The 18,534-nt window shown below is 42.9% G+C and carries 24 protein-coding genes; 14 read left to right on the forward strand and 10 right to left on the reverse strand.

Annotated features, from left to right (window positions below):
* Positions 1–3: 3 nt before the first annotated feature.
* From ACOOFG_RS01980 to ACOOFG_RS02000, 5 genes are read right to left on the reverse strand one after another with little or no spacing between them, the layout of a single operon-like run.
* A complete protein-coding gene (locus ACOOFG_RS01980) occupies positions 4–786 on the reverse strand; it encodes a hypothetical protein (protein ID WP_420421972.1) in 783 nt (260 codons plus the stop codon).
* A complete protein-coding gene (locus ACOOFG_RS01985) occupies positions 783–1,094 on the reverse strand; it encodes an AAA family ATPase (RefSeq protein ID WP_420421973.1) in 312 nt (103 codons plus the stop codon). The genes ACOOFG_RS01980 and ACOOFG_RS01985 overlap by 4 nt, the downstream gene beginning before the upstream one ends.
* Positions 1,081–1,554: an ATP-binding cassette domain-containing protein gene (locus tag ACOOFG_RS01990; RefSeq protein ID WP_420421974.1), complete on the reverse strand. Its 474-nt coding sequence runs from the start codon at positions 1,552–1,554 to the stop codon at positions 1,081–1,083. Before ACOOFG_RS01990 ends, ACOOFG_RS01985 begins: the two co-directional genes overlap by 14 nt.
* Positions 1,555–1,604: 50 nt before the next feature.
* Entirely contained in the window at positions 1,605–2,312 is a 708-nt protein-coding gene (locus tag ACOOFG_RS01995) for a DNA/RNA non-specific endonuclease (protein ID WP_420421975.1), read from the reverse strand.
* 41 nt (positions 2,313–2,353) lie between these two features.
* On the reverse strand, positions 2,354–3,076 hold the full coding sequence (locus tag ACOOFG_RS02000; RefSeq protein ID WP_420421976.1) for a DUF1003 domain-containing protein: 723 nt from the start codon (positions 3,074–3,076) through the stop codon (positions 2,354–2,356).
* A gap of 62 nt (positions 3,077–3,138) precedes the next feature.
* Between ACOOFG_RS02000 and ACOOFG_RS02005 the strand changes: the two genes are divergently transcribed.
* A complete protein-coding gene (locus ACOOFG_RS02005) occupies positions 3,139–3,975 on the forward strand; it encodes a mechanosensitive ion channel family protein (RefSeq protein WP_420421977.1) in 837 nt (278 codons plus the stop codon).
* Here ACOOFG_RS02005 and ACOOFG_RS02010 read toward each other — a convergent pair.
* Genes ACOOFG_RS02010 through ACOOFG_RS02020 form a run of 3 tightly spaced genes read right to left on the reverse strand, consistent with a single transcriptional unit; the run spans position 3,959 to position 7,093 of the window.
* The gene (locus ACOOFG_RS02010; RefSeq protein ID WP_420421978.1) at positions 3,959–6,016 is read right to left on the reverse strand and encodes a mechanosensitive ion channel family protein; all 2,058 of its coding nucleotides are present in this window, start codon (positions 6,014–6,016) and stop codon (positions 3,959–3,961) included. The two genes, ACOOFG_RS02005 and ACOOFG_RS02010, sit on opposite strands and share 17 nt — an antisense overlap.
* 57 nt (positions 6,017–6,073) lie before the next feature.
* Positions 6,074–6,646, reverse strand: coding sequence for a DUF502 domain-containing protein (locus ACOOFG_RS02015; RefSeq protein ID WP_420421979.1), 573 nt, complete (start codon positions 6,644–6,646; stop codon positions 6,074–6,076).
* Between the two features lie 51 nt (positions 6,647–6,697).
* Positions 6,698–7,093, reverse strand: a complete 396-nt coding sequence (locus ACOOFG_RS02020; protein ID WP_420421980.1) for a VOC family protein — start codon at positions 7,091–7,093, stop codon at positions 6,698–6,700.
* A 59-nt stretch (positions 7,094–7,152) separates the two neighbouring features.
* On the opposite strand from ACOOFG_RS02020, the gene ACOOFG_RS02025 reads away from it, so the two are divergent.
* Positions 7,153–7,728 carry a pentapeptide repeat-containing protein gene (locus ACOOFG_RS02025; RefSeq protein ID WP_420421981.1) on the forward strand — a complete coding sequence of 192 codons (576 nt, stop codon included), beginning with the start codon at positions 7,153–7,155 and terminating at the stop codon, positions 7,726–7,728.
* On the opposite strand, the gene ACOOFG_RS02030 is transcribed toward ACOOFG_RS02025, so the two are convergent.
* On the reverse strand, positions 7,718–9,115 hold the full coding sequence (locus ACOOFG_RS02030; protein ID WP_420421982.1) for a carotenoid oxygenase family protein: 1,398 nt from the start codon (positions 9,113–9,115) through the stop codon (positions 7,718–7,720). The two genes, ACOOFG_RS02025 and ACOOFG_RS02030, sit on opposite strands and share 11 nt — an antisense overlap.
* A 116-nt stretch (positions 9,116–9,231) precedes the next feature.
* Between ACOOFG_RS02030 and ACOOFG_RS02035 the strand changes: the two genes are divergently transcribed.
* The 5 genes from ACOOFG_RS02035 to ACOOFG_RS02055 all read left to right on the forward strand — a co-directional run bounded on the left by ACOOFG_RS02035 (position 9,232) and on the right by ACOOFG_RS02055 (position 12,389).
* Positions 9,232–9,705, forward strand: a complete 474-nt coding sequence (locus ACOOFG_RS02035; protein WP_420421983.1) for an adenylyltransferase/cytidyltransferase family protein — start codon at positions 9,232–9,234, stop codon at positions 9,703–9,705.
* 158 nt (positions 9,706–9,863) lie between these two features.
* Positions 9,864–10,124 carry a hypothetical protein gene (locus ACOOFG_RS02040; RefSeq protein WP_420421984.1) on the forward strand — a complete coding sequence of 87 codons (261 nt, stop codon included), beginning with the start codon at positions 9,864–9,866 and terminating at the stop codon, positions 10,122–10,124.
* 41 nt (positions 10,125–10,165) lie between these two features.
* Positions 10,166–10,483 (forward strand): Lpg1974 family pore-forming outer membrane protein, encoded by a 318-nt coding sequence (locus tag ACOOFG_RS02045; protein WP_420422696.1) that lies wholly within the window; start codon positions 10,166–10,168, stop codon positions 10,481–10,483.
* 14 nt (positions 10,484–10,497) lie between these two features.
* On the forward strand, positions 10,498–10,959 hold the full coding sequence (locus ACOOFG_RS02050; protein WP_420421985.1) for an Lpg1974 family pore-forming outer membrane protein: 462 nt from the start codon (positions 10,498–10,500) through the stop codon (positions 10,957–10,959).
* A 269-nt stretch (positions 10,960–11,228) separates the two neighbouring features.
* A complete protein-coding gene (locus ACOOFG_RS02055) occupies positions 11,229–12,389 on the forward strand; it encodes an Lpg1974 family pore-forming outer membrane protein (RefSeq protein WP_420421986.1) in 1,161 nt (386 codons plus the stop codon).
* 56 nt (positions 12,390–12,445) lie between these two features.
* On the opposite strand, the gene ACOOFG_RS02060 is transcribed toward ACOOFG_RS02055, so the two are convergent.
* On the reverse strand, positions 12,446–12,856 hold the full coding sequence (locus ACOOFG_RS02060) for a hypothetical protein (protein WP_420421987.1): 411 nt from the start codon (positions 12,854–12,856) through the stop codon (positions 12,446–12,448).
* 143 nt (positions 12,857–12,999) lie between these two features.
* Between ACOOFG_RS02060 and ACOOFG_RS02065 the strand changes: the two genes are divergently transcribed.
* The 7 genes from ACOOFG_RS02065 to ACOOFG_RS02095 all read left to right on the forward strand — a co-directional run bounded on the left by ACOOFG_RS02065 (position 13,000) and on the right by ACOOFG_RS02095 (position 18,514).
* On the forward strand, positions 13,000–13,419 hold the full coding sequence (locus tag ACOOFG_RS02065) for a hypothetical protein (RefSeq protein ID WP_420421988.1): 420 nt from the start codon (positions 13,000–13,002) through the stop codon (positions 13,417–13,419).
* 20 nt (positions 13,420–13,439) lie between these two features.
* Positions 13,440–13,931, forward strand: a complete 492-nt coding sequence (locus tag ACOOFG_RS02070) for a hypothetical protein (RefSeq protein ID WP_420421989.1) — start codon at positions 13,440–13,442, stop codon at positions 13,929–13,931.
* 39 nt (positions 13,932–13,970) lie between these two features.
* The gene (locus ACOOFG_RS02075; protein ID WP_420421990.1) at positions 13,971–14,396 is read left to right on the forward strand and encodes a hypothetical protein; all 426 of its coding nucleotides are present in this window, start codon (positions 13,971–13,973) and stop codon (positions 14,394–14,396) included.
* A 2-nt stretch (positions 14,397–14,398) separates the two neighbouring features.
* Positions 14,399–15,715: a GNAT family N-acetyltransferase gene (locus tag ACOOFG_RS02080; protein WP_420421991.1), complete on the forward strand. Its 1,317-nt coding sequence runs from the start codon at positions 14,399–14,401 to the stop codon at positions 15,713–15,715.
* Positions 15,716–15,793: 78 nt separating this feature from the next.
* A complete protein-coding gene (locus ACOOFG_RS02085; protein WP_420421992.1) occupies positions 15,794–16,795 on the forward strand; it encodes a dipeptidase in 1,002 nt (333 codons plus the stop codon).
* Complete coding sequence (locus tag ACOOFG_RS02090) at positions 16,776–17,207, forward strand: cupin domain-containing protein (RefSeq protein WP_420421993.1); 432 nt, start codon at positions 16,776–16,778, stop codon at positions 17,205–17,207. The genes ACOOFG_RS02085 and ACOOFG_RS02090 overlap by 20 nt, the downstream gene beginning before the upstream one ends.
* Entirely contained in the window at positions 17,204–18,514 is a 1,311-nt protein-coding gene (locus ACOOFG_RS02095; protein ID WP_420421994.1) for an MBL fold metallo-hydrolase, read from the forward strand. The genes ACOOFG_RS02090 and ACOOFG_RS02095 overlap by 4 nt, the downstream gene beginning before the upstream one ends.
* The last annotated feature ends 20 nt before the right edge of the window (positions 18,515–18,534 follow it).

The following is an 18,534-nucleotide window of genomic DNA, read 5'->3' on the forward strand; positions in this document are numbered from 1 at the left end:
GGCTTAGACGCAATCGAGCCGTTTTTTCATTCTGCGAATCGCGTGCCATGTGCAGGCGATAATGAAGCCCCAAAGCATGACTTGGCAGAGCCAGTAGGGGAGATATCCCGCTTGGCCGAGGGCCGCGGCGCGCATTCCCTCCATCACGTAGACCATTGGGTTGATCAGACTGACTGCGCCAATGACAGGGCTGAGTGCGTAGGCTGCTTCCCACGAGTAGAAGTAGGCGCCAAACATCCAAATCGGATTGATATAGCGCAACCAAAGACTGGTGAGGCCACTGACATCTTTGATGACACTTGTGAGCCATAAGGCAAAGTAGCCAAAAAAGAGGTTGATGGTCACAAACATAAAAATCAGTCGCGGATAGGAAATGAGCGACAAATCAAACCCTTTGAAAAGGAGCAATTTTCCAAGAGGAAAGAGGAAAATTGACAGGAGGGCTGATGTGATTGCCCACTGCAATCCAATGTAGATAAAGACCATCTCAGAACGAATTGGCATGATGAGAGTGTGCGAAATCGCACAATCCCCTTGCAGATCGGCCATGAGTGCGCCGACTTTTCCAACAATTTCAACAAAGCCAAAGCTGGCGATGGCTCCGATCAAAAAGAAGGAAGCGTATCCTTCATGCACTCCTTCTTGAGGCATGAAGTAACAAAACACAATCACGATCGTGAAGAAAAGACAAAATGTATCAAAAAGCTTGGTCGGATATTCGCGCTTGAAAGCGAGCATATCTTTTTTTAACAGCTGTTTGCAAACATGATACGAAGCTTGGATCATGAATCCTCTCCTGAATTAAAGATTTCTGCATCAGGATCGTCGACAAACTTCAAGAAAACTTCTTCCAAATTATTTTTTTGGTGCAGCTTTTTAAGGTTGTCAGGGGTGTCGACGGTGCGAATGGTTCCCTGATGAATGAGGCAGATCCGATCAGAGAGCTGCTCCGCTTCATCTAGGTAATGCGTTGTGAGAAGCACGGCGATGCCTTCTTCTTTCAAAGCACGGATCACTTCCCACAGTTCGCGACGGATGTGCGAGTCGAGACCCACCGTTGGTTCATCAAGAATGACCAATTTAGGGCGGTGCATGAGCGCGCGCGATCAAAAACCGCTGCCGGTAACCACCAGACACTTGATCGACGGAAGCATTGGCGTACTCTTCTAAATTGAACTGCTCGAGCAATTCTTGTTTTCTTTCCTCTGCCTCATCTTTCGAAAGGCCATAACATCTTCCAGAGAAGACGAGCATTTTGCCAAGAGAGAGATTGGCTTCGAGGTTAGGATGTTGTGGGCAGAGCCCAATGTTTTTTCGGTACTCTAAAAGATTTGTGTAAACAGAGACGCCGTTCCACTCGACATCGCCACCTGTTGGAGGGTGCAGAGTTGATAAGACGGAAACAAGCGTTGTTTTTCCTGCGCCGTTCACTCCAAGGAGTCCTAAAACTTCTCCTTCGTGAATGTCGAGCGTGACTGATCTTAGCGCATCTTTGAAGACGCGCTTTTTCTCGTAATAGGTCTTAGAGACCTTATGAGCACGAATGAAGGTCATAATCTCAACTAAAAAAATTTTGGGAAATGCGATTCATTGTAAGGATCTTGCTAAAGATTTGTCAAGCGAATTCCAGCAAGTTTTTCAATTTCTGAAATAGGGGTGATGTAATCATTTAAACTTCCCTTAGTAGGACCGTTTGGAATGACATAGGCCCAACTTCTCTCAGGAGTACTAATCACTTTGAAAAAGTGAGTCGGAACAGCTACATCATTTTTCCCAATGACCTGATAAGTCACCACCCGTTTCCCATCGGCTTCGTCATGGGCAAGAAAAAGGGGGCCAGTTGTGACATCCACCCACTCCGTCTCTTTGGCAAGAATACGAATTGTTTTTTCAAGTTTAGCCCAGAGTCCTCGGTTAAACTGTGCATCTTGAGGGCTGATGTTTGTTAAAAGAAACGTCTGTTTAAGTTCTTCTTCAGACAAACGGTGATTGGCTGCAGGTGCATGATGACCGCGGTCAAAACCAGATTGGTAGTAGTCGCTTAATTGACTGCGATGCGATGGATAGATCTCAGCGTCTTCTTTAAAATCCATTCCGTCTCGCTGAACATGAACTTCGAGGGAGTTTTTTGTCAGATGTTCGTGAGTCCAAAAGGGGATTTTTGCACGAGTGTCGTAAGACATGGTGTAGCCAGCTCTTTCCAAAACAGGAAAGCCTGATGGATGGGAGCGATCTTGCATTTGATCATAGACAAATACACCTGAGCTTCCAATTGCTAAACCGAGAAAAAATCCGAGAGTTTTTTTAACCATACCTGACTCATATTTGTACAGGTATGAAGGAAATTTTTAAACTACTCTTTTTTTGGATGTTTGTGTTTGAGAAGATCCTCAGCAAGCTCTATTTGAATTTGTTGCAACTCAACAAGAGTTTCCCATTGCCGTTTCATAAAGAGGTCTAACTTCGAATGCAACTGCTGAATTTCTAGTTCTGCTTTTAAATTGGTGACATAGTCTTCATTAGCCTGTAGGCGTTCTTTTTCGGATTGGCGATTTTGGCTCATCATGATGACAGGGGCCTGAATCGCTGCTAAACAAGATAAGACGAGGTTCAGCAAAATAAAAGGATAAGGGTCAAAGCCCTCTTCTGTGAAGAAAAACGTATTAATGATCATCCATGCCAGGATCATCGCTAAAAATAGGAGGATAAACTTCCAACTTCCTCCAAACCTTGCAATGATATCAGCAAGTCTTTCCCCGATTGATAACCGTCTTTCGAACTTCTTATTGACGTTTTCAACGACAAGGTCTTGATTTTGGAGACTTTTTAACACTTCTTCATCAAGTTTTGAAATAGCTCCTTTATCTCTTTCTAAGATTGAAGCAACGTGTTTTGTCCGCAAAGTGCGAAGGTCTTCTTGGCAAATGTAACCGTTAAGATTAAGTGCGGGATTAGCTTGAATAGCTGTATCTAAAACAGTCGGGCGAATTAAACGAATAGGAAAAAGTTTGCGATAAGGAAACGTTTTTTGGCAAACTTCACATTTTCCTTTTTTTTGATTGTTGTTGACGCTCATCAATAAACTCCTTAAACTTTCACATAAGCGAATGGGAAAAAAATTGCAAATAAGAGTGGTTTATGCTTCAGGCTCCTTTGTTTACAATTCATGAGACACCTGTGACCGTGATGAACTTTGTGACGTTTTTCATTGTTCTTTTTGTCGTGTGGATGGTTGCAAAAGTGATCAAGAGTTTAGTGATGCGAATGAAAATTTTAAAGCATCATGTCAGTGCAACGACTCTTTATGGTTTTGGGCGACTTAGTTACTACTTAGTGCTTCTGTTAGGCATTTACATCGCATTGATGACAATTGGCATTGATCTTACTGGGATTGCGGTTGTTGCAGGGGCATTAAGTGTTGGTATAGGGTTTGGATTGCAATCGATATTTAACAATTTTGCCGCAGGGATTATTCTTTTTACAGAAAAAAAAGTGCGAGTTGGCGACCTCATCCAGTTCGATAATGGAGAGCTTGCCACGGTTAAAGAAATCAACATGCGGAGCACGCTTGTGCAAACTCTAGATAACCGAAAAATTGTGATTCCTAACTCAGAAATCGTGTCTAAAAAGATGACGAACTGGACGCTTGACCCCGAAGGATATCATCGGTTTCGCGTTCCGTTTACGGTGAGTCGGAAGGAAAAAAAAGAGACCGTTCAATCTCTTGCTTTGGAAGTCGCAAAGAAATGGGGTGAACCTTCTCGCCCTGCAGAGGTATGGCTAACTAAGGTAACAGAGACCGAGCAGGAGTTTGAACTTGTTGTCTGGATCAAAGTTGAGGCTTTTGAGAATAGTTCCAAATCTTTAACTGCCGAATGCTTATGGAGTTTAGATGACGTTTTCACTCAAAAAGGAGTGGAGCTATTGCAAGCTAGCAAGTCTTTGGCAAACGGTGCTCCTATACAGGAGATTTAGGCGGGGATTCTGTGACACGGACATCTCGAACTGGAAAGGGGATCGTGATGCCATTTTCTCTTAATGCTGTTTCAATTTCCCAGTTATACATGGCTTTCGTTGCAACAGGCGGAAGCCCCTGTTGATGTTCATTCACCCAAACAACTAACTCAAAGTCTAAACTACTCTCCCCAGAACCCACATGCCAAACCTGAGGAGTTCGGTCTTTTAGTGTGGTTGGGACTTTAAGAGCGGCCTCGACCACAACTTGCTTCACTTTGTCTTTATCACTCCCATAAGCTACCCCAAATGGGATTCTAAGCCTTCTAATTTTCTCTGATAGAGTCCAGTTCACAAACTTTTTAGAGACGAGATCTGCATTGGGAACTAGAATTTCTAGATTATCGTAAGTTTTAATCAATGTCGTACGGACATTGATTTCCATAACAGCTCCTTTTTCTCCAGACTCTAGTTGGATGTAATCGCCTACACGGAGTTTTTTTTCGAGGAGTAAAAAGATCCCTGAGATGAAGTTGTTCACGATGGATTGCAGGCCAAATCCTATCCCCACAGACAAGGCTCCTACAATCACAGCAAAGGTTGTGAAGTCGAGACCAATGCTTGAAATGGCAATGATGATTCCCAAAATGAAAATGCAGTAATACAGGAGGCGCCCGAGAGTATAAAATCCCGCTTGGTTGATTTTCTTTTGTCGTTTTCCGAGAAAATTGATCCATGTTTGGATGAATTTTGCCAAAAAATAAGCGATGACAATAATCAGGATGAGTTTGAGGATTCCATAAGAAGTAATAGGCGCCTGTCCGATTGTAAACAGACTGATGTGAGACCAGCGGCTGTAGCGTCTAAAATCCGACTTTACTTTTTCCCAATAATTGGTGACGCGATCTTCGAGAGAGCTATAATGTAGGTTAATCAGTTGATTGGCTTGGATAAACAAAAATCGGTTGAAATACAGCTCGTCGTGAAGCGCTTGCAGAGTCTTAAGCGAAGCATGAGCTTTGCCGTTATCGTCGTGTTCTAATGAGGATTCAAGTAAAAGATCTGCAGCTTTTTCCCAGTGTACCATTTCTCTGATGATTTCTGTTTGCCTTTCGTCGAGTTGGTTGAGTTGAACATAAAGATCTTTAACGGGTGTTTTTTCATTGTGAAGGAGGATTTGAGCCAAAATGTAGATCAGCTGAGCCCTAATCAAGTTCACCTCAGCCCTTGAGCGGGCTAGAGTTTGGTTCAGGATTTCACCATTGGCTTCTCCTGACTGTTGTGTTGCAAGCTGCGTTTGCGTTTCTAATAGAGAGATTTGAGCGTGTCTCAGTAGAATTTTAGCACGCGCCACATCCTGCTCAATAAGAGGGAGGGAGATTTGAGACAGATCAATGTGGTCTTGTGCGAAGGAAACCTCTTTTTCAACCTCATCCATGAAAAATCTCTCTCGATCTGCTTGGAGTTGAAGACCATCGAGCTTTTTTTTGTCGGTTTCAAGAGAGATCTTTGTTGCGATAATTGTTAACCCTTTCATCAATCTGGAAGAGTCGGACTTTGAGAGGCTTAAATAATTGGCTGTTAAACTATCTAAGTAAGATTGGTCCGAGCGGAGATTTGCCTTCTCCATCTCGATTTGCAAGTTTTGCCGTTCCAAAACTTCATGAACAAATCTTAAATTATATCCAAGTTGGAGAAACTCTTGAAAGGAATACCTCTCTTTAGGTGTTATTTCATGTGGCGGCTGGGACCACTTTTGCTGGGAAATATCATAGTATGTTCGTAAACTGACTTGAATTTGTTGTATGAGGGGGGCGACTTCGTCTTTCTGTTTAGGAGGCAACTCAGCTTGCATTCTTTGTAGGAAAGTCTCCATTTTTTCGATCTGAGTAGGAAGTAGCTCAGGATCGACTGCAAAGAAATCCCACCATGTAAGTTTAAGTAATTGAGGGTTAGGAGGAAGATGTTGTTCCTTAGAAACTTCTTCGGCATTGGAGGCCAAACCTTGCTGAGCAACAAGTGGAGAGAAAAAACAAAAAAACAGTAGAAAAAGTCGACGCACAGCTTCACCCCTTAGGTCTTCCCTTAGACTTCTTTCTATATGGCGTCCATGAATCTGTCAAGAGGAGCTGCTAGATTTTGCCCAAGCTGTAAGAGTGTTTTGGAGTGCCACATCCATCGTGATATCCAGCGGCTTCACGCGAGGCTGCTCAATCATCACAGTGTAGCCACCGATTTGATAGCTCATAGGAAGGTAAACGGCGATTTTTTCTTTCCCGAATTCAGGGACATCTGCAAAGCTGCTACGTGTCACGAAGCCAATGAGTTCGCAATCACCGAAGGTCACACTGACGACCTGTTGCTTTTTCTCATCAGGAGAAGTGCTCAGGAGGTCCATGACATTTTTGACCATGTTGTAGAGGGACTTAAAGAGAGGGATCTTTTCAACTAGGCGTTCGAAGAAATGAGTGACTTTTTGGATGATCCAGGTATTGAGAATGGCTCCAATGACAAAGATGATAATGATAGCTAAGACGATCCCCATCCCAGGGTAGTAGTATTTTGGACCGATAATGTCGCGGACGAAGGGACCGACCGCTCCTTCGAGAAACGAAAAGAGCCAGTAAATGATCGCAATGGAAATAGTTAAAGGGGCTATTGCGATCAAGCCCCTTTTAATGATTGTCTTCATATTTCACACACTATGCACATTTCTTGAGTATACATGCGCTAGAAAAAAAGACTACTTTAGTTTTTCTGAAAGAAAGTACCGATTACCATCGCTATCTTTAAAAATGGCAAGTTTGACTTCACCAGGAATTTCGAGCACACCATTTAAAAACTCAATGCCGTTATCTTCTAAATGTTTTTTAGCTTCTTCAACATTGGCAACTTCAATTGAGACGATTGCACTTGTTCCAGCTTGCATGTATTCAGAACCGGGAGCTTCAGTGTATTCACCAACACCAAGACGTGCTTCTTGATCTTCGCTACCGAGTTCAAGCCATTTAAATTCTTCTGAATGTTCTTTCACATCCAGTCCAAGCAAATCAACGAAAAGATGCTTAGCTTTATTGAGGTCAGAGACCGTCACACAGGCAAGTGAAATGCCTTTTGCAATTTTTGGTTTCGTTGTCATTATAAAATCCTTAATATTGTTGGGGGAAATGCTTCATGGTACCAAAGTAGGAGTTTTAGGTGAAGGATCAAACAGTGTTTGAAGAGCAAACGTTTTCTGGAAAAACTTACGAAAAAATAGACTTTTCAAAACGGACATTTCAGCACTGTCTTTTTGAAAATTGTCGTTTCATCGAGTGCCGTTTTTGCAATTGCCAATTTGGTTTTTCTGTTTTCAAAAACTGTGAGTTGCAGTGTGTCAATTTAGACAAGTGCCGCTTGCAAGAAGTGACGTTTGAAGAATGCAAAATTGTAGGAGCGGAATTTTATAAATGTGACACAGCTTTTTTATCGCCAACGTTTCAAAAGTCGGTTTTGTTAACGTGTAACTTTTCAGGTCTCAAACTTAAAAATTGCATCTTTCGTGAATCGAATCTGAAAGGATGTCATTTTGTTGAAACGGCACTCGCCTTTGCTGACTTTAAAAATGCGCAGTTTGACGAAACCCTTTTTCATCATGCCGATTTGACGGGGGCTGATTTTCGGGAAGCAGAAAATTATGCGATCGACCCAACGTCCAATAAATTGAAAAAGGCTAAGTTTAGCTTGCCAGAAGCGGTTTCGCTCTTGAAGGCTTTAGAAATCGTTATTGGTTGAAAAAACTTCCGTGGAGGCCTTGGGGGATTCCGTGTGGAGCGTAAACGCGACCAACTTCTTTAAAGGTGGCAGCGTCCAAGATCATAAGGAAAGAGTCGGTATGATCATGGCGGGTGAGGATCGAAAGAATCACTCCATCGTCTTCGCGGATTCCTTCTGGATGAGGAATAAAAACTGGTTCTGAAGCAAAGTAGCCAACCTGAGCCCAAGTTTGATGGGTTCCTCTCAAGACATCTACCTTATATATAGGTGGGGCATCTAAAGGGCAGATGTTTTTGCGGAAGCAAGTCGCATAAAAGAATTGATAGGGCTTCCCATTGTAGGATTCATAGTGGATACGGGGAAGTTCAGCTTCAATTTCTATGACCTGAGTGCAAGAAACGGCGTTGTCGATCACAAGGCGGCGGTAGCCAAGATCGGCATCTCCTTTCCCAAAAATGACCTGGGCGTCTGAATAGCCGATGAGGTCGACAATGATTTTCTCTTCTTCTTCAAAGGCATTAATATGGTGAAACGAGAACAAGGGAGGGCCTTTGAGGATTTTGAGGCATACACCGGTGTGGCGGTCGATCACGTAGAAGCGACTTTCTCCTTGGTCATTCCACTCAGAGCTTTGAATGAATCCTTCTCCGCTAGCTAAGCGTTGGAAATTCAGCCGCAAGGGGTAGTCAACAAAGAGAATGTAGTGATCGGTGATTGAAAAGCTATGGACGTAACCAGGATCAGTGATTGGAATTGAGCAAAGCTCTTGCCGCTTGTTTTTTTCTTGAGAGTAGAAAATGTAGCGGCTTGTAGGTCCGATTTCTACGAGGTAGCCATAGATTTTCCTATCCCGCTCATGCAAATGGGGTGTTGAGTAGGAGCGATCTACTGGGAGCTCATCCTCATAATTAAAGACTCCTAAGGTCTTTAATGATTCGAGATCAAATGTGACTGGTGTGGGGGTTTCTGTCAGGGCGACAGCGGTTTGGTCAAATTGGGCGACGTTGACGACGGCATTGGGGCGCTTAGGGTGGAACTCACCTTCCAATGGGTCGATTGGTAGAGAAGACGTTTTGCTAAATCCTCCAGGAGGAAGCATTCCCTCGCTCATATATTGATAGGCGTTCGTTTCTAAAAAGTGGTTGGAGTAAGAGCACTGTCCCTCTTCGAGATGAAAGGCATGAAGCATGGAAAGACCATCAAACCAATGGGAGACAGCTTGGTCGCCAGCAAAAAACTTGGAAGGGCCATTTCGGACATAGGTTCCTTCGATCCAGTCGGGAATTTCGCCTACAACCTTTAAGTGAATTCCCGATGTTTCCTTTTCTAAGGAATGGAAATCAGCTGGACGGTCAAAAGCCCAGAGTGAGGAAACGGCAAATAAGAGCGTTATCCATTTTTTCATGGGAAACATTTTAAAGTGACAGAGAGTACAAGTCAATGAAAGCAAAGAATTTAATTGACGCAAAGAAATGCCTCTTCGTATGGTAATCACTTTTTATTACAACCGGAGAGAGAGCCATGAAACGCTTCATTTTTATTTTTTCCATGTTATTAGCTGCGGTGTCTTTTGCAGAAGAGAGTAAGCCCGTTCGGGTCTATGTTGATGTTGTCGGAGACTTGTTTCATGCTGGGCACGTCCAGTTTTTCCAAAAGGCTAGGCAGCATGGCGACTACTTAATTGTTGGAATTCACGGAGATGAAGATGTCACCGATTACAAAAGGCAGCCTATCCTCACTCTTGAAGAGAGAAAAATTGTCATCGAAGCTTGCCGCTATGTCGATGAAGTGATCCTCAATAGCCCGATTGGAATTTCAACAGAGTGGATTGAAGAGCATGAGATTGATGTTGTGATCCACGGTGATGATTACAATATGGATCGGATTCTGGAACAATATAGCCCCGCTGTTGAGATGGGCATTTTCAGGACAGTTCCCTATACAGAAGGTATATCCACATCAGACATTATTCAACGAATAAAAGAACGTTATTAGTAGTTTTTTATTTATTTTAATTTCACTTTATTAATATAGCGGGGTTTAGGTGAATGAAATAATAAAGACCGCTATAGGCGTTCAAAGTGAGTGTGGGTATGAAAGCTACTTTTAGATGGCTGAGCTGTCTGGCTTTAGTGATGCTTGGAAGTCAATTATTGGCACAAGGCATGGAAGACCGGATTACAGAGCTCGAAAAAGAAATGCAGGAAGTGGGGGCGACAAACCCTCAAGGCACATTTGGTGCAGGATTTACAACCGCAGGGACGGAAGGTGCTAATGGATGGTACATCTGGATAGAACCGCTGTATTGGCATGCAAAAGCCGGTGCAACAGAGTATGCATATACGGATAAGACTGTTGCTTTCTTGCTGGCCAGCAGGATTTTTATCTTCAACCTCCCATTGAGGGACGTGTAAAAGACGAAGAATTTGGCTGGGAGTGGGCTCTCCGTTTCGGTATCGGAAGTTACTTTTTCCATGATAACTGGGATGTGAATCTCAACTATACATGGTTCGAATCGGACGACTCGTCAGGGACGACTAAACTCGAGCCAAGTGCTGTGATTTCACTGAAGCTACCTGATTCAGTTCCATGGCGCCATGCAAGATCGCATCATGACCTGAACTATAACAACTTGAACCTTGAAATCGGGCGAGAGTATTTTATCAGTCGCACCATTTCAACACGTCCAGAAATTGGACTGAAGTCGAGCTGGATTTATGATCGGCAAAAGGTGCGCTATTCGGAAGTTTTTGTTCCTGGGCTGCCTCAGTAAACATCATTGGAAGAATGAAAGACAAATCAGTCATGTGGGGTCTTGGACCACGCATGGGTGTGACTGTCAATGGGTATATTGGAGATGGATTTAGTCTTTATGGAAGGCTTACAGGATCTCTGCTCTATTCTTATACCCGTTCAAGCATGAATGCTGGAATCGACGTCAACTTTCCTGGAGCAGTTGTTCCGAATCCGATTCGCATGCATTTGCGTAACAACCAACACCATTTTGTGCCAACAGCACAAATGATGCTAGGTCTGGTTTGGGAAACATATATTAATGACAAGCGTCAGCACATCACTCTAGGTGCGGGTTATGAAGTCGAGTATTTCTGGAGAGCAAACCAAACATTGCTTTCAGGAGATACGACCACTGCATTAGATATTGAAGAACCAAGACGCTTATCTGTCACACGTGCGTCAGAAGATATCATGTTCTACGGGATCACAATAAAGGCTCGTTTAGACTTTTAAGTTCAGATGGACATGATCTGATCGCATGCTGACCCTGCTAAATAGGGTTTGGAGAGAGGAACTATAGAGCCCCATGTTAGAAATGGGGCTTTTCGAAGCGGTTCCCTCTACATAAGGCATATCTATATCAGATATTATTAAGAGAATAAAAAGCATTACTAGAGATTTTTTTATTTTTTTATTTGTTTTAATTTCTCTTTATTAATATAGCAGGGTTTAGGTGAAAGAAATATAAGGACCGCTATATGGCGTTCAAAGTGAGTGTGGGTATGAAAGCTACTTTTAGATGGCTGAGCTGTCTGGCTTTTGTGATGCTTGGTAGTCAATTGCTGGCGCATAGCATGGAAGACCGGATTACAGAGCTCGAAAAAGAAATGCAAGAAGTGGGGGCGACAAACCCTCAAGGCACATTTGGTGCAGGATTTACAACTGCAGGGACGGAAGGTGCGAATGGATGGTACATCTGGATAGAACCGTTATACTGGCATGCAAAAGCTGGTGCAACAGAGTATGCATATTCAGATAAAACTGTGACTGTTTTTGCTGGCCAGCAGGATTTTTATCTTCAACCTCCCATTGAGGGACGTGTAAAAGACGAAGAATTTGGCTGGGAGTGGGCACTCCGTTTCGGTATCGGAAGTTACTTTTTCCATGATAATTGGGATGTCAATCTCAACTATACATGGTTCGAATCAGATGACTCGTCGGGGACGACTAAAATCGAGCCAAGCGCTGTGATTTCGCTCAAGCTTCCTGATTCAATTCCATGGCGACATGCAAGATCGCATCATGACTTGAACTATAACAACTTGAACCTAGAAATTGGGCGAGAATATTTTATTAGTCGCACCATTTCTACGCGTCCAGAAATTGGACTGAAGTCAAGCTGGATTTATGATCGGCAAAAAGTGCGCTATTCGGAGGTGTTTGTACCTGGGTTTCCCCAGCTTTCAAACATTCATGGAAGAATGAAAGACAAATCAGTCATGTGGGGTCTAGGACCACGTATGGGTGTGACAGTCAATGGGTATATTGGAGATGGATTTAGCCTTTATGGAAGGCTCACAGGATCTCTGCTCTATTCTTATACTCGCTCAAGCATGTCAACAGGAATCGACGTCAACTTTCCTGGAGCAGTTGTTCCAAATCCGATTCGCATGCACTTGCGAAACAACCAGCACCACTTTGTGCCAACAGCGCAAATGATGCTAGGTCTGGTTTGGGAAACATATATTAATGACAAGCGTCAGCATATCACTCTAGGTGCAGGTTATGAAGTGGAGTATTTCTGGAGAGCAAACCAAACATTGCTGACAGATGATACGTCAACTGCATTAGATATTGCAGCTCCTAGACGATTAGCTGTCCATCGTGCGTCAGAAGATATCATGTTCTACGGGATTACAATAAAAGCCCGTTTAGACTTTTAAGTTCAGATTGACGTGATCTGACTAAAGGCTGACCCTGATGAGGGCCAGCCTTTTTTTTATCTTGGCTCAGGCTGGCCAGGATTCAGCTTAAATTTCGCTGGTCCAGGCATTTCATTTGGCGAGTAATTGATTTTGACGTGCAGTTGCTGTTCTTCCGTCAAGACGAGATAAGCCCCATCGACCTTACGGATTGAAAGAATATCTTGGCCGTTAAGGAGATTTTTGATCTCTTCACTTTCTCGAATCGCCTTCATTTCCCGCTTTGTTTGATATTTGGGAGGGAGTAGGCGTAAACCGCCGAAGTTCTCAGAAAGTGCACGACGCCTAGTGGCTCCGCATCCCTTCCTCAAATCTGTAAGAGCTGTATTAAAAGAAAGACTTGTTTTTGCTTCTTGAGCCTTTTCTTCTAATTCATTAAAAATTCCTTCTTGAAGAGGGATTGTATCAATAGTATCAATGGGTTCCATAATAATAAAACAAAAGTTTAAGTTTTGGGTATTTTAATTATATTAAATGCAGTTTTTTGTATATTAGTTGTCATTTTTTTAAAATTGACCAAAATTGTTTCTGCCACTATACTTTTTTTGATAAATAAATAAGGTGAAAAAGGATGTCAGCAATTAATGATGCTGTCGCCTTTGTGGGGATTACCAGCTTTGCTTTCACTTCGTTTAATATCGCAGTGAGTTGGGGAACAAAATTGGTCCGCTGGATTCCTTCACATAGTGTCGTAGCAAGTGGGATTGCTGGCGGTCTTGCTGGAGTAGGAAGTGGGTTGTCACTAGCAGGTCTTGGTTTTTTTTCAAAACAAGTTGAACATTTTTGGAAATCCCAAGAGATTGACTCAGCCCGCACTCGCTACTTGATGAAACGGGTGTTGGTCTTTTCTCTGCCATTTTTTATGACAATGTTATTCACCAAGCCAATCGCAGCGTTAGTTGGGCGGAAGATCTCAATGAGCCATATGGCTGCTTATGCCACATTGGATGCTCTGCTTAGTTTGCAAGGTTACAATCTATTGAAGAGTTAAAAAACGGAAGAGTCAATATTATGCAGCAGATAGGATTTGAATATGGATTTAGGTATGGGACTTTAGGCGTCCTTGCAAACGTCATTGCTTTGGGAGCGGTGAATAGGTCGTTTTTGCATCTTAATAAGAACCCAGGAGGGAACATCGTTCCTCTCGCAGGCGGAATTGCAGGAGCTGTTTTCGGAGGAATTTTACCACATGCTCACTCTGTTAGAAAGCCTCTACAATCCATGGGAGTGAACCGTGATGTGCAAGATCTAATCCATCTCATCACTCAATTGGCTGTTCCCATTATTGTATCAATGGCAACCTGCGCAGTTATTGAAAAGGTGGGGCGTTTATTCACGGCAATCAATGCGATCCCAGAAACGGTAGGGAGTATGCAACTGTCATCTGGTAATCTTGCTTCGTATTTACTCTTTGATATTGCATTATTTTCACTTGATCTGATGTCCACACATCGCTGGAAAGACATCAAAAACGTTATTTTAAAAAATATGAATCCTCAGTAAAATAGATCAGTTGATTAACTCAAAGAACTGATTCTGACTATGTCATATCTTCAAATTACACAAGCAAGTCTAGGAAATTCGTTTGGATCAATTGCAGTAAATGCGGTCATTGCAGCGGCATTAAAAGCTGTGAGTTTTGCTGGAAAAAGTTACGTCCAAATTCCTGTTCCAACGTTTGCAGGAGCAGTTTTATCCGGATTGACTGCAGGAAGTGGGGTTGTTTGCTCTGCTTTTGCCACCCAATCGGGGCTTTATGGACAATTGAATGATAAACTTAGCCTCAGCGCAAACATGGTAAGAAAGATGCGTAGTGTTATTGTATTTGCAGTTCCATTTTTCTTAACTCTGCTTGGAGTGCCTTTGCTTGCAGCACGTATGGGACAAGAAGCTTCTTATCCAGCGTGTGGTGTCTTTGCAGCCATAGATCTTATGTTATTCGCTACCCATGTGAACTGGTCATTTTAGTTATGCGTACAATTTATTTGTCTCACTTTGATCTGACTTGGAAGGATCAGGCAATAAAAGAAATGGAAAAAATCCATCAGGCATTCGATGCGTTTCCTCTGATGCTGCATCATATTGGGAGCACTTCCATTCCATCCTGTCAGGCAAAGCCAATCATAGATCTGCTCGGAGTTGTTTCAGATGTGACACTGCTTGATCCCTATCAAGATCAATTAGAGCAATTAGGATACGAGTCTCTTGGAGAGTTTGGGATGCGTCGGCGCCGCTATTTCGTCAGGGAAACGTCTCCTGCAGTGCATCTCCATATTTTTGAAGATACGGATCCTGAAGTTGACCGGCATCTCCGCTTTCGAGATTATCTTCGCAATCATCCTGAAGAAATCAAGGCTTATTCTGATTTAAAAAGGGAGCTTGTCACTTGTTATCCAAACGACCGGCAACGTTACACATTGGAAAAAACTCCATTTATCAAAAGAATAGACCGTCTTGCTGCACTTGAAAGCAGCCCGTCCATTCGAAAATGGGGGAGTAAACGGAAGTCGTGGACGGAGGATCAAATCCAAGATGCGATGGAAGCCAACATGCTTCTTCCGATGACCCTTTTTGCAAAATATGTGACGACCCAAGAAATTGTATTTGAACCCGACGTGACTGTTGTGCGGGCAGAAATCCAAGATGATACGTACAATTACGTTGTCGATGCGAAATTTGAACTAAAGTCAGCTCCAGCAAGAATTCAAGCTGTGCTTGCCCATTACCAAGAGAAAAACTTGCCATTTTCATGGTGGGTAGGTGAAAGCGACTCGCCTAAGGATTTAGCGCAGCATTTACTAGCGGCTGGGTTGAAGCAAAAAGAAGATGACATTGGGATGTTCATGCCACTCACAAAGCCCATCCCCACACAGAATTCACTCAAAATTCAGCGGATTGAAGATCGCCTAAAACTCAAAGATTTTGCCAATATTTTTATAGCTCTAAGTGGGTATCAAACCATTTATGAAGAGTATTATCAACTCATTCCACCCATCTTGTATCAGGGGCAAACGCCTCTAAGATTTTACGTCGGCTACGAAGGAAACACCCCAGTGACAACAGGCATTTTAATCTTACATGCCAATGTGGCTGGAATCTATTACATCATGACCCACCCCTCCCATCGACGAAAAGGATATGGCACCGCAATGATGCACCACTTGCTCAACTGCGCAAAACAAGAGGGTTTCTATCTCGCAACGCTCCAAGCTTCGGAAGAAGGAAAAAATCTCTATGAACGTATGGGATTTCAGCCAAGCTGTCGTTTTGTTGAATATAGCCTCTAATCGACCTATTTCTCGATGCATATAGCCTAAATTTGCAGAATGTCTTATACTATTAGGGCACGCATATATAGGTGGCAGATGTCTGTTCCGGTAATTGATTTGCACTGCGACTTACTTGCTTATTTGCGAGTAGATCCGGAAAAAAACTCTCCGTTGGATCCCATATCCAACTGTTCGATTCCCCTTCTTGAGAAAGGGAAAGTACGCCTTCAAACCTTAGCGCTATGGTCTGAAACTGCCAAGGGATCCTACCAGCGCTACCTCGAAGAACTTCATGCTTACCATAAGATGTTACGGGACTTTAAAGAGCGCGTGACTTCTATTACCGATTACGACCCCGAAAAAAAGCAGGTCCACTTTGCTTTGGCAATCGAAAATCTTTCTTGTCTACTGGAAGAAGGGGAGCCTTTTGAGCATTTAATTGAGCGATTAAAGGCTTTAGACGACCCCTTGCTGTACGTCAGTTTGACTTGGAATGAGGAAAACCGATTTGGTGGAGGGAACCTCACGCAAGTAGGCTTAAAACGTGAAGGGGAAATCGTTCTTGAAATTTTAGCAGAAGAGGGAATTGCAGTTGATTTAAGCCATACATCAGATCCCTTAGCCGATGACATTCTCAATTACATTCATAAAAAAGGACTCAAGCTTCAACCGATTGCCAGTCATTCCAATTTTCGCTCCATCTTAAATTGTCCTAGAAATCTTCCTGATGTCATTGCAAAAGAAATTGCGAATTTGGGAGGCGTGATAGGCATCAATTTCATCCGAGTTTTTATTGGAGAGCAAAATGAAGACTTTTTGAAACATATTCAACATGGAATCGAACTCCTTGGCCCCGATGTTTTAGCTTTAGGAGGAGACCTATTTGGAGGGATTGAAACTCCGACTCTTCAAGATTTTGCGCCCTATTATTTACAATTCGATAGCTCAGCCTGTTATCCAGAATTTTTTCATTTTTTGGAAAAAGAGCTATCTCATAACCAAATAAAAAAAATTGCCCACCTCAATGCGGAACAATTCCTCATTAAGCAGGGGCTCATTCACAAAGAAGAGGTTAACAATGGAACCTGTACTCCTTAAATCTAAGGAAGGAAAAGAATACGACATTGGAACGATGGTTTATCGCATTAAGCTTCGCGGAACCGACACGGGTGGTCTCTTCACTCTTTTAGATTTCAACGTCTATCCAGGAGCAATTGGCCCTGGAGACCATTACAATGAAAACTGTGCGAAAACGTTTTTTATTCTCTCAGGGAAATTAAAAGTCAAAGTCGCTGATGAAGAAAAGGAACTTGGCCCAGGAGAGCTCGTCTACATTCCGAAAAAGACCGTGCATGATTTTGCAAACCCCTATGACAACCCTTGTCGGTTTTTGCTGCACGTTTCACCTGCGGGATTGGAAAACTTTTTCGAAGAAGCTGCAGACTCAAATCCAGATGAGTTTATCGACTTGCTCAAGCAGTACCAAATCGTCATGGCAGGACATCAATGATCGAAGAGCTTGAATGCGCTCTAGATACGCTAGATGCCTATTGGTGGCTGACGTTAGAAGAAGGGGAAATTAAACCTGCTTCCTGCTTGCAAACCTTTGCAAACTATGTCCTTTCATTTTTTACTGATGCCCACCAAAAGGCATTAAAAGAGCGATTTGTCGAAGTGCTCCGAGAAGTCGATTGTACCACGGCAAAGGCTCAAATTGTGTTAGAAAAAATGAATATGCTGCAAGGACGCACAATGTGGGACACTCCTGCTCAGCTTCCTGAGCTTACGTCTCTTTTACTTGTTAAAGAAGAGATACAGTCCTTCCCTCATCAAATCCAACCCTACGTAGAAAATGGCCGGTTTTACAACTATCCTGGTGAGCCTATTTGGACGCAATTTATCGAAACATTGCGTCTCTTATTTGTTGGAGCAACAGATGCTGTAACACACCTTGATGACTTAAGTGAAACTTATCGGACATCTGCTCCTGTTACTCCGCGTAATTTCACAAATGAACCTCTCATCACATGGATTGGACATGCATGTGTTCTCATCCAAGTCGCTGGGATGAACCTCTTATTTGACCCCTCATTTGGATTTGTTGCTCCTTGTTTTATCCGGCATGTTGAGCCTGGCATTACGCGCAAAGAGCTGCCGTTAATTGATGCCCTCTTTCTTTCTCATAACCATGCTGACCATGCCAATCAACTCGAAGCGTTTGTTCCTTATGCACCAACTGTGTTTGCAGGTGAGGGGTCTGAAGAGTGGTTACAAGGAAGCGGCTTTGAGCGAGTCGAAACATGCAACTGGTGGCAGTTGGTGAAAGTCAGCAGAGCGGGGCAAGAGATTCGTATCACAGCAGTTCCTGCACAGCACGGATCTCAAACAGGACTTTTAGATATGAACAAAATGCTTTGGTGCGGTTATGTCATAGAAATCGGAGAGATGACTCTTTACTTTTCAGGCGATACTGCGATGGGGCATGAACTTGTCGACAAAGATCTCAACTCTCAAAAACTCTTTGAGCAAATCCGCAGTCAATTTGGTCCCATTGATATTGCTTTCCTTCCCATCTCTCCTCAAAACGAACTCACAGTTCACATTGATGAAGAGCAAGCATTAGAAGCCATGCGAGAACTTGATGCGAAGATGATGATCCCCATTCATTGGGGAGCTTATCGGACAGGAAAAGAGCAAATTGAAGTCCCGATAAAAGCTCTGTTAGAAAAAGCAGGTGATTTAGAAGATCGTATTCATGTTCTCAAGATGGGTGAACCTTTCTCGTATGTTCAAAATGCTGATGAAAAAATGGCATAAAAAAGTAGCTGATCTAAAAG

Source organism: Simkania sp. (assembly GCF_965215465.1).
In the GTDB taxonomy this organism is placed as follows: Bacteria; Chlamydiota; Chlamydiia; order Chlamydiales; family Simkaniaceae; genus Simkania.

Excerpts from the sequence above, each read along its gene's own strand:
- ACOOFG_RS01980 (WP_420421972.1), bottom strand. The coding sequence starts at position 786 with ATGATCCAAGCTTCGTATCATGTTTGCAAACAGCTGTTAAAAAAAGAT.
- ACOOFG_RS01985 (WP_420421973.1), bottom strand. The coding sequence starts at position 1,094 with ATGCACCGCCCTAAATTGGTCATTCTTGATGAACCAACGGTGGGTCTC.
- ACOOFG_RS01990 (WP_420421974.1), bottom strand. The coding sequence starts at position 1,554 with ATGACCTTCATTCGTGCTCATAAGGTCTCTAAGACCTATTACGAGAAA.
- ACOOFG_RS01995 (WP_420421975.1), bottom strand. The coding sequence starts at position 2,312 with ATGGTTAAAAAAACTCTCGGATTTTTTCTCGGTTTAGCAATTGGAAGC.
- ACOOFG_RS02000 (WP_420421976.1), bottom strand. The coding sequence starts at position 3,076 with ATGAGCGTCAACAACAATCAAAAAAAAGGAAAATGTGAAGTTTGCCAA.
- ACOOFG_RS02005 (WP_420421977.1), top strand. The coding sequence starts at position 3,139 with ATGCTTCAGGCTCCTTTGTTTACAATTCATGAGACACCTGTGACCGTG.
- ACOOFG_RS02015 (WP_420421979.1), bottom strand. The coding sequence starts at position 6,646 with ATGAAGACAATCATTAAAAGGGGCTTGATCGCAATAGCCCCTTTAACT.
- ACOOFG_RS02020 (WP_420421980.1), bottom strand. The coding sequence starts at position 7,093 with ATGACAACGAAACCAAAAATTGCAAAAGGCATTTCACTTGCCTGTGTG.
- ACOOFG_RS02030 (WP_420421982.1), bottom strand. The coding sequence starts at position 9,115 with ATGAAAAAATGGATAACGCTCTTATTTGCCGTTTCCTCACTCTGGGCT.
- ACOOFG_RS02035 (WP_420421983.1), top strand. The coding sequence starts at position 9,232 with ATGAAACGCTTCATTTTTATTTTTTCCATGTTATTAGCTGCGGTGTCT.
- ACOOFG_RS02050 (WP_420421985.1), top strand. The coding sequence starts at position 10,498 with ATGAAAGACAAATCAGTCATGTGGGGTCTTGGACCACGCATGGGTGTG.
- ACOOFG_RS02055 (WP_420421986.1), top strand. The coding sequence starts at position 11,229 with ATGAAAGCTACTTTTAGATGGCTGAGCTGTCTGGCTTTTGTGATGCTT.
- ACOOFG_RS02060 (WP_420421987.1), bottom strand. The coding sequence starts at position 12,856 with ATGGAACCCATTGATACTATTGATACAATCCCTCTTCAAGAAGGAATT.
- ACOOFG_RS02065 (WP_420421988.1), top strand. The coding sequence starts at position 13,000 with ATGTCAGCAATTAATGATGCTGTCGCCTTTGTGGGGATTACCAGCTTT.
- ACOOFG_RS02070 (WP_420421989.1), top strand. The coding sequence starts at position 13,440 with ATGCAGCAGATAGGATTTGAATATGGATTTAGGTATGGGACTTTAGGC.
- ACOOFG_RS02075 (WP_420421990.1), top strand. The coding sequence starts at position 13,971 with ATGTCATATCTTCAAATTACACAAGCAAGTCTAGGAAATTCGTTTGGA.
- ACOOFG_RS02080 (WP_420421991.1), top strand. The coding sequence starts at position 14,399 with ATGCGTACAATTTATTTGTCTCACTTTGATCTGACTTGGAAGGATCAG.
- ACOOFG_RS02085 (WP_420421992.1), top strand. The coding sequence starts at position 15,794 with ATGTCTGTTCCGGTAATTGATTTGCACTGCGACTTACTTGCTTATTTG.
- ACOOFG_RS02090 (WP_420421993.1), top strand. The coding sequence starts at position 16,776 with ATGGAACCTGTACTCCTTAAATCTAAGGAAGGAAAAGAATACGACATT.
- ACOOFG_RS02095 (WP_420421994.1), top strand. The coding sequence starts at position 17,204 with ATGATCGAAGAGCTTGAATGCGCTCTAGATACGCTAGATGCCTATTGG.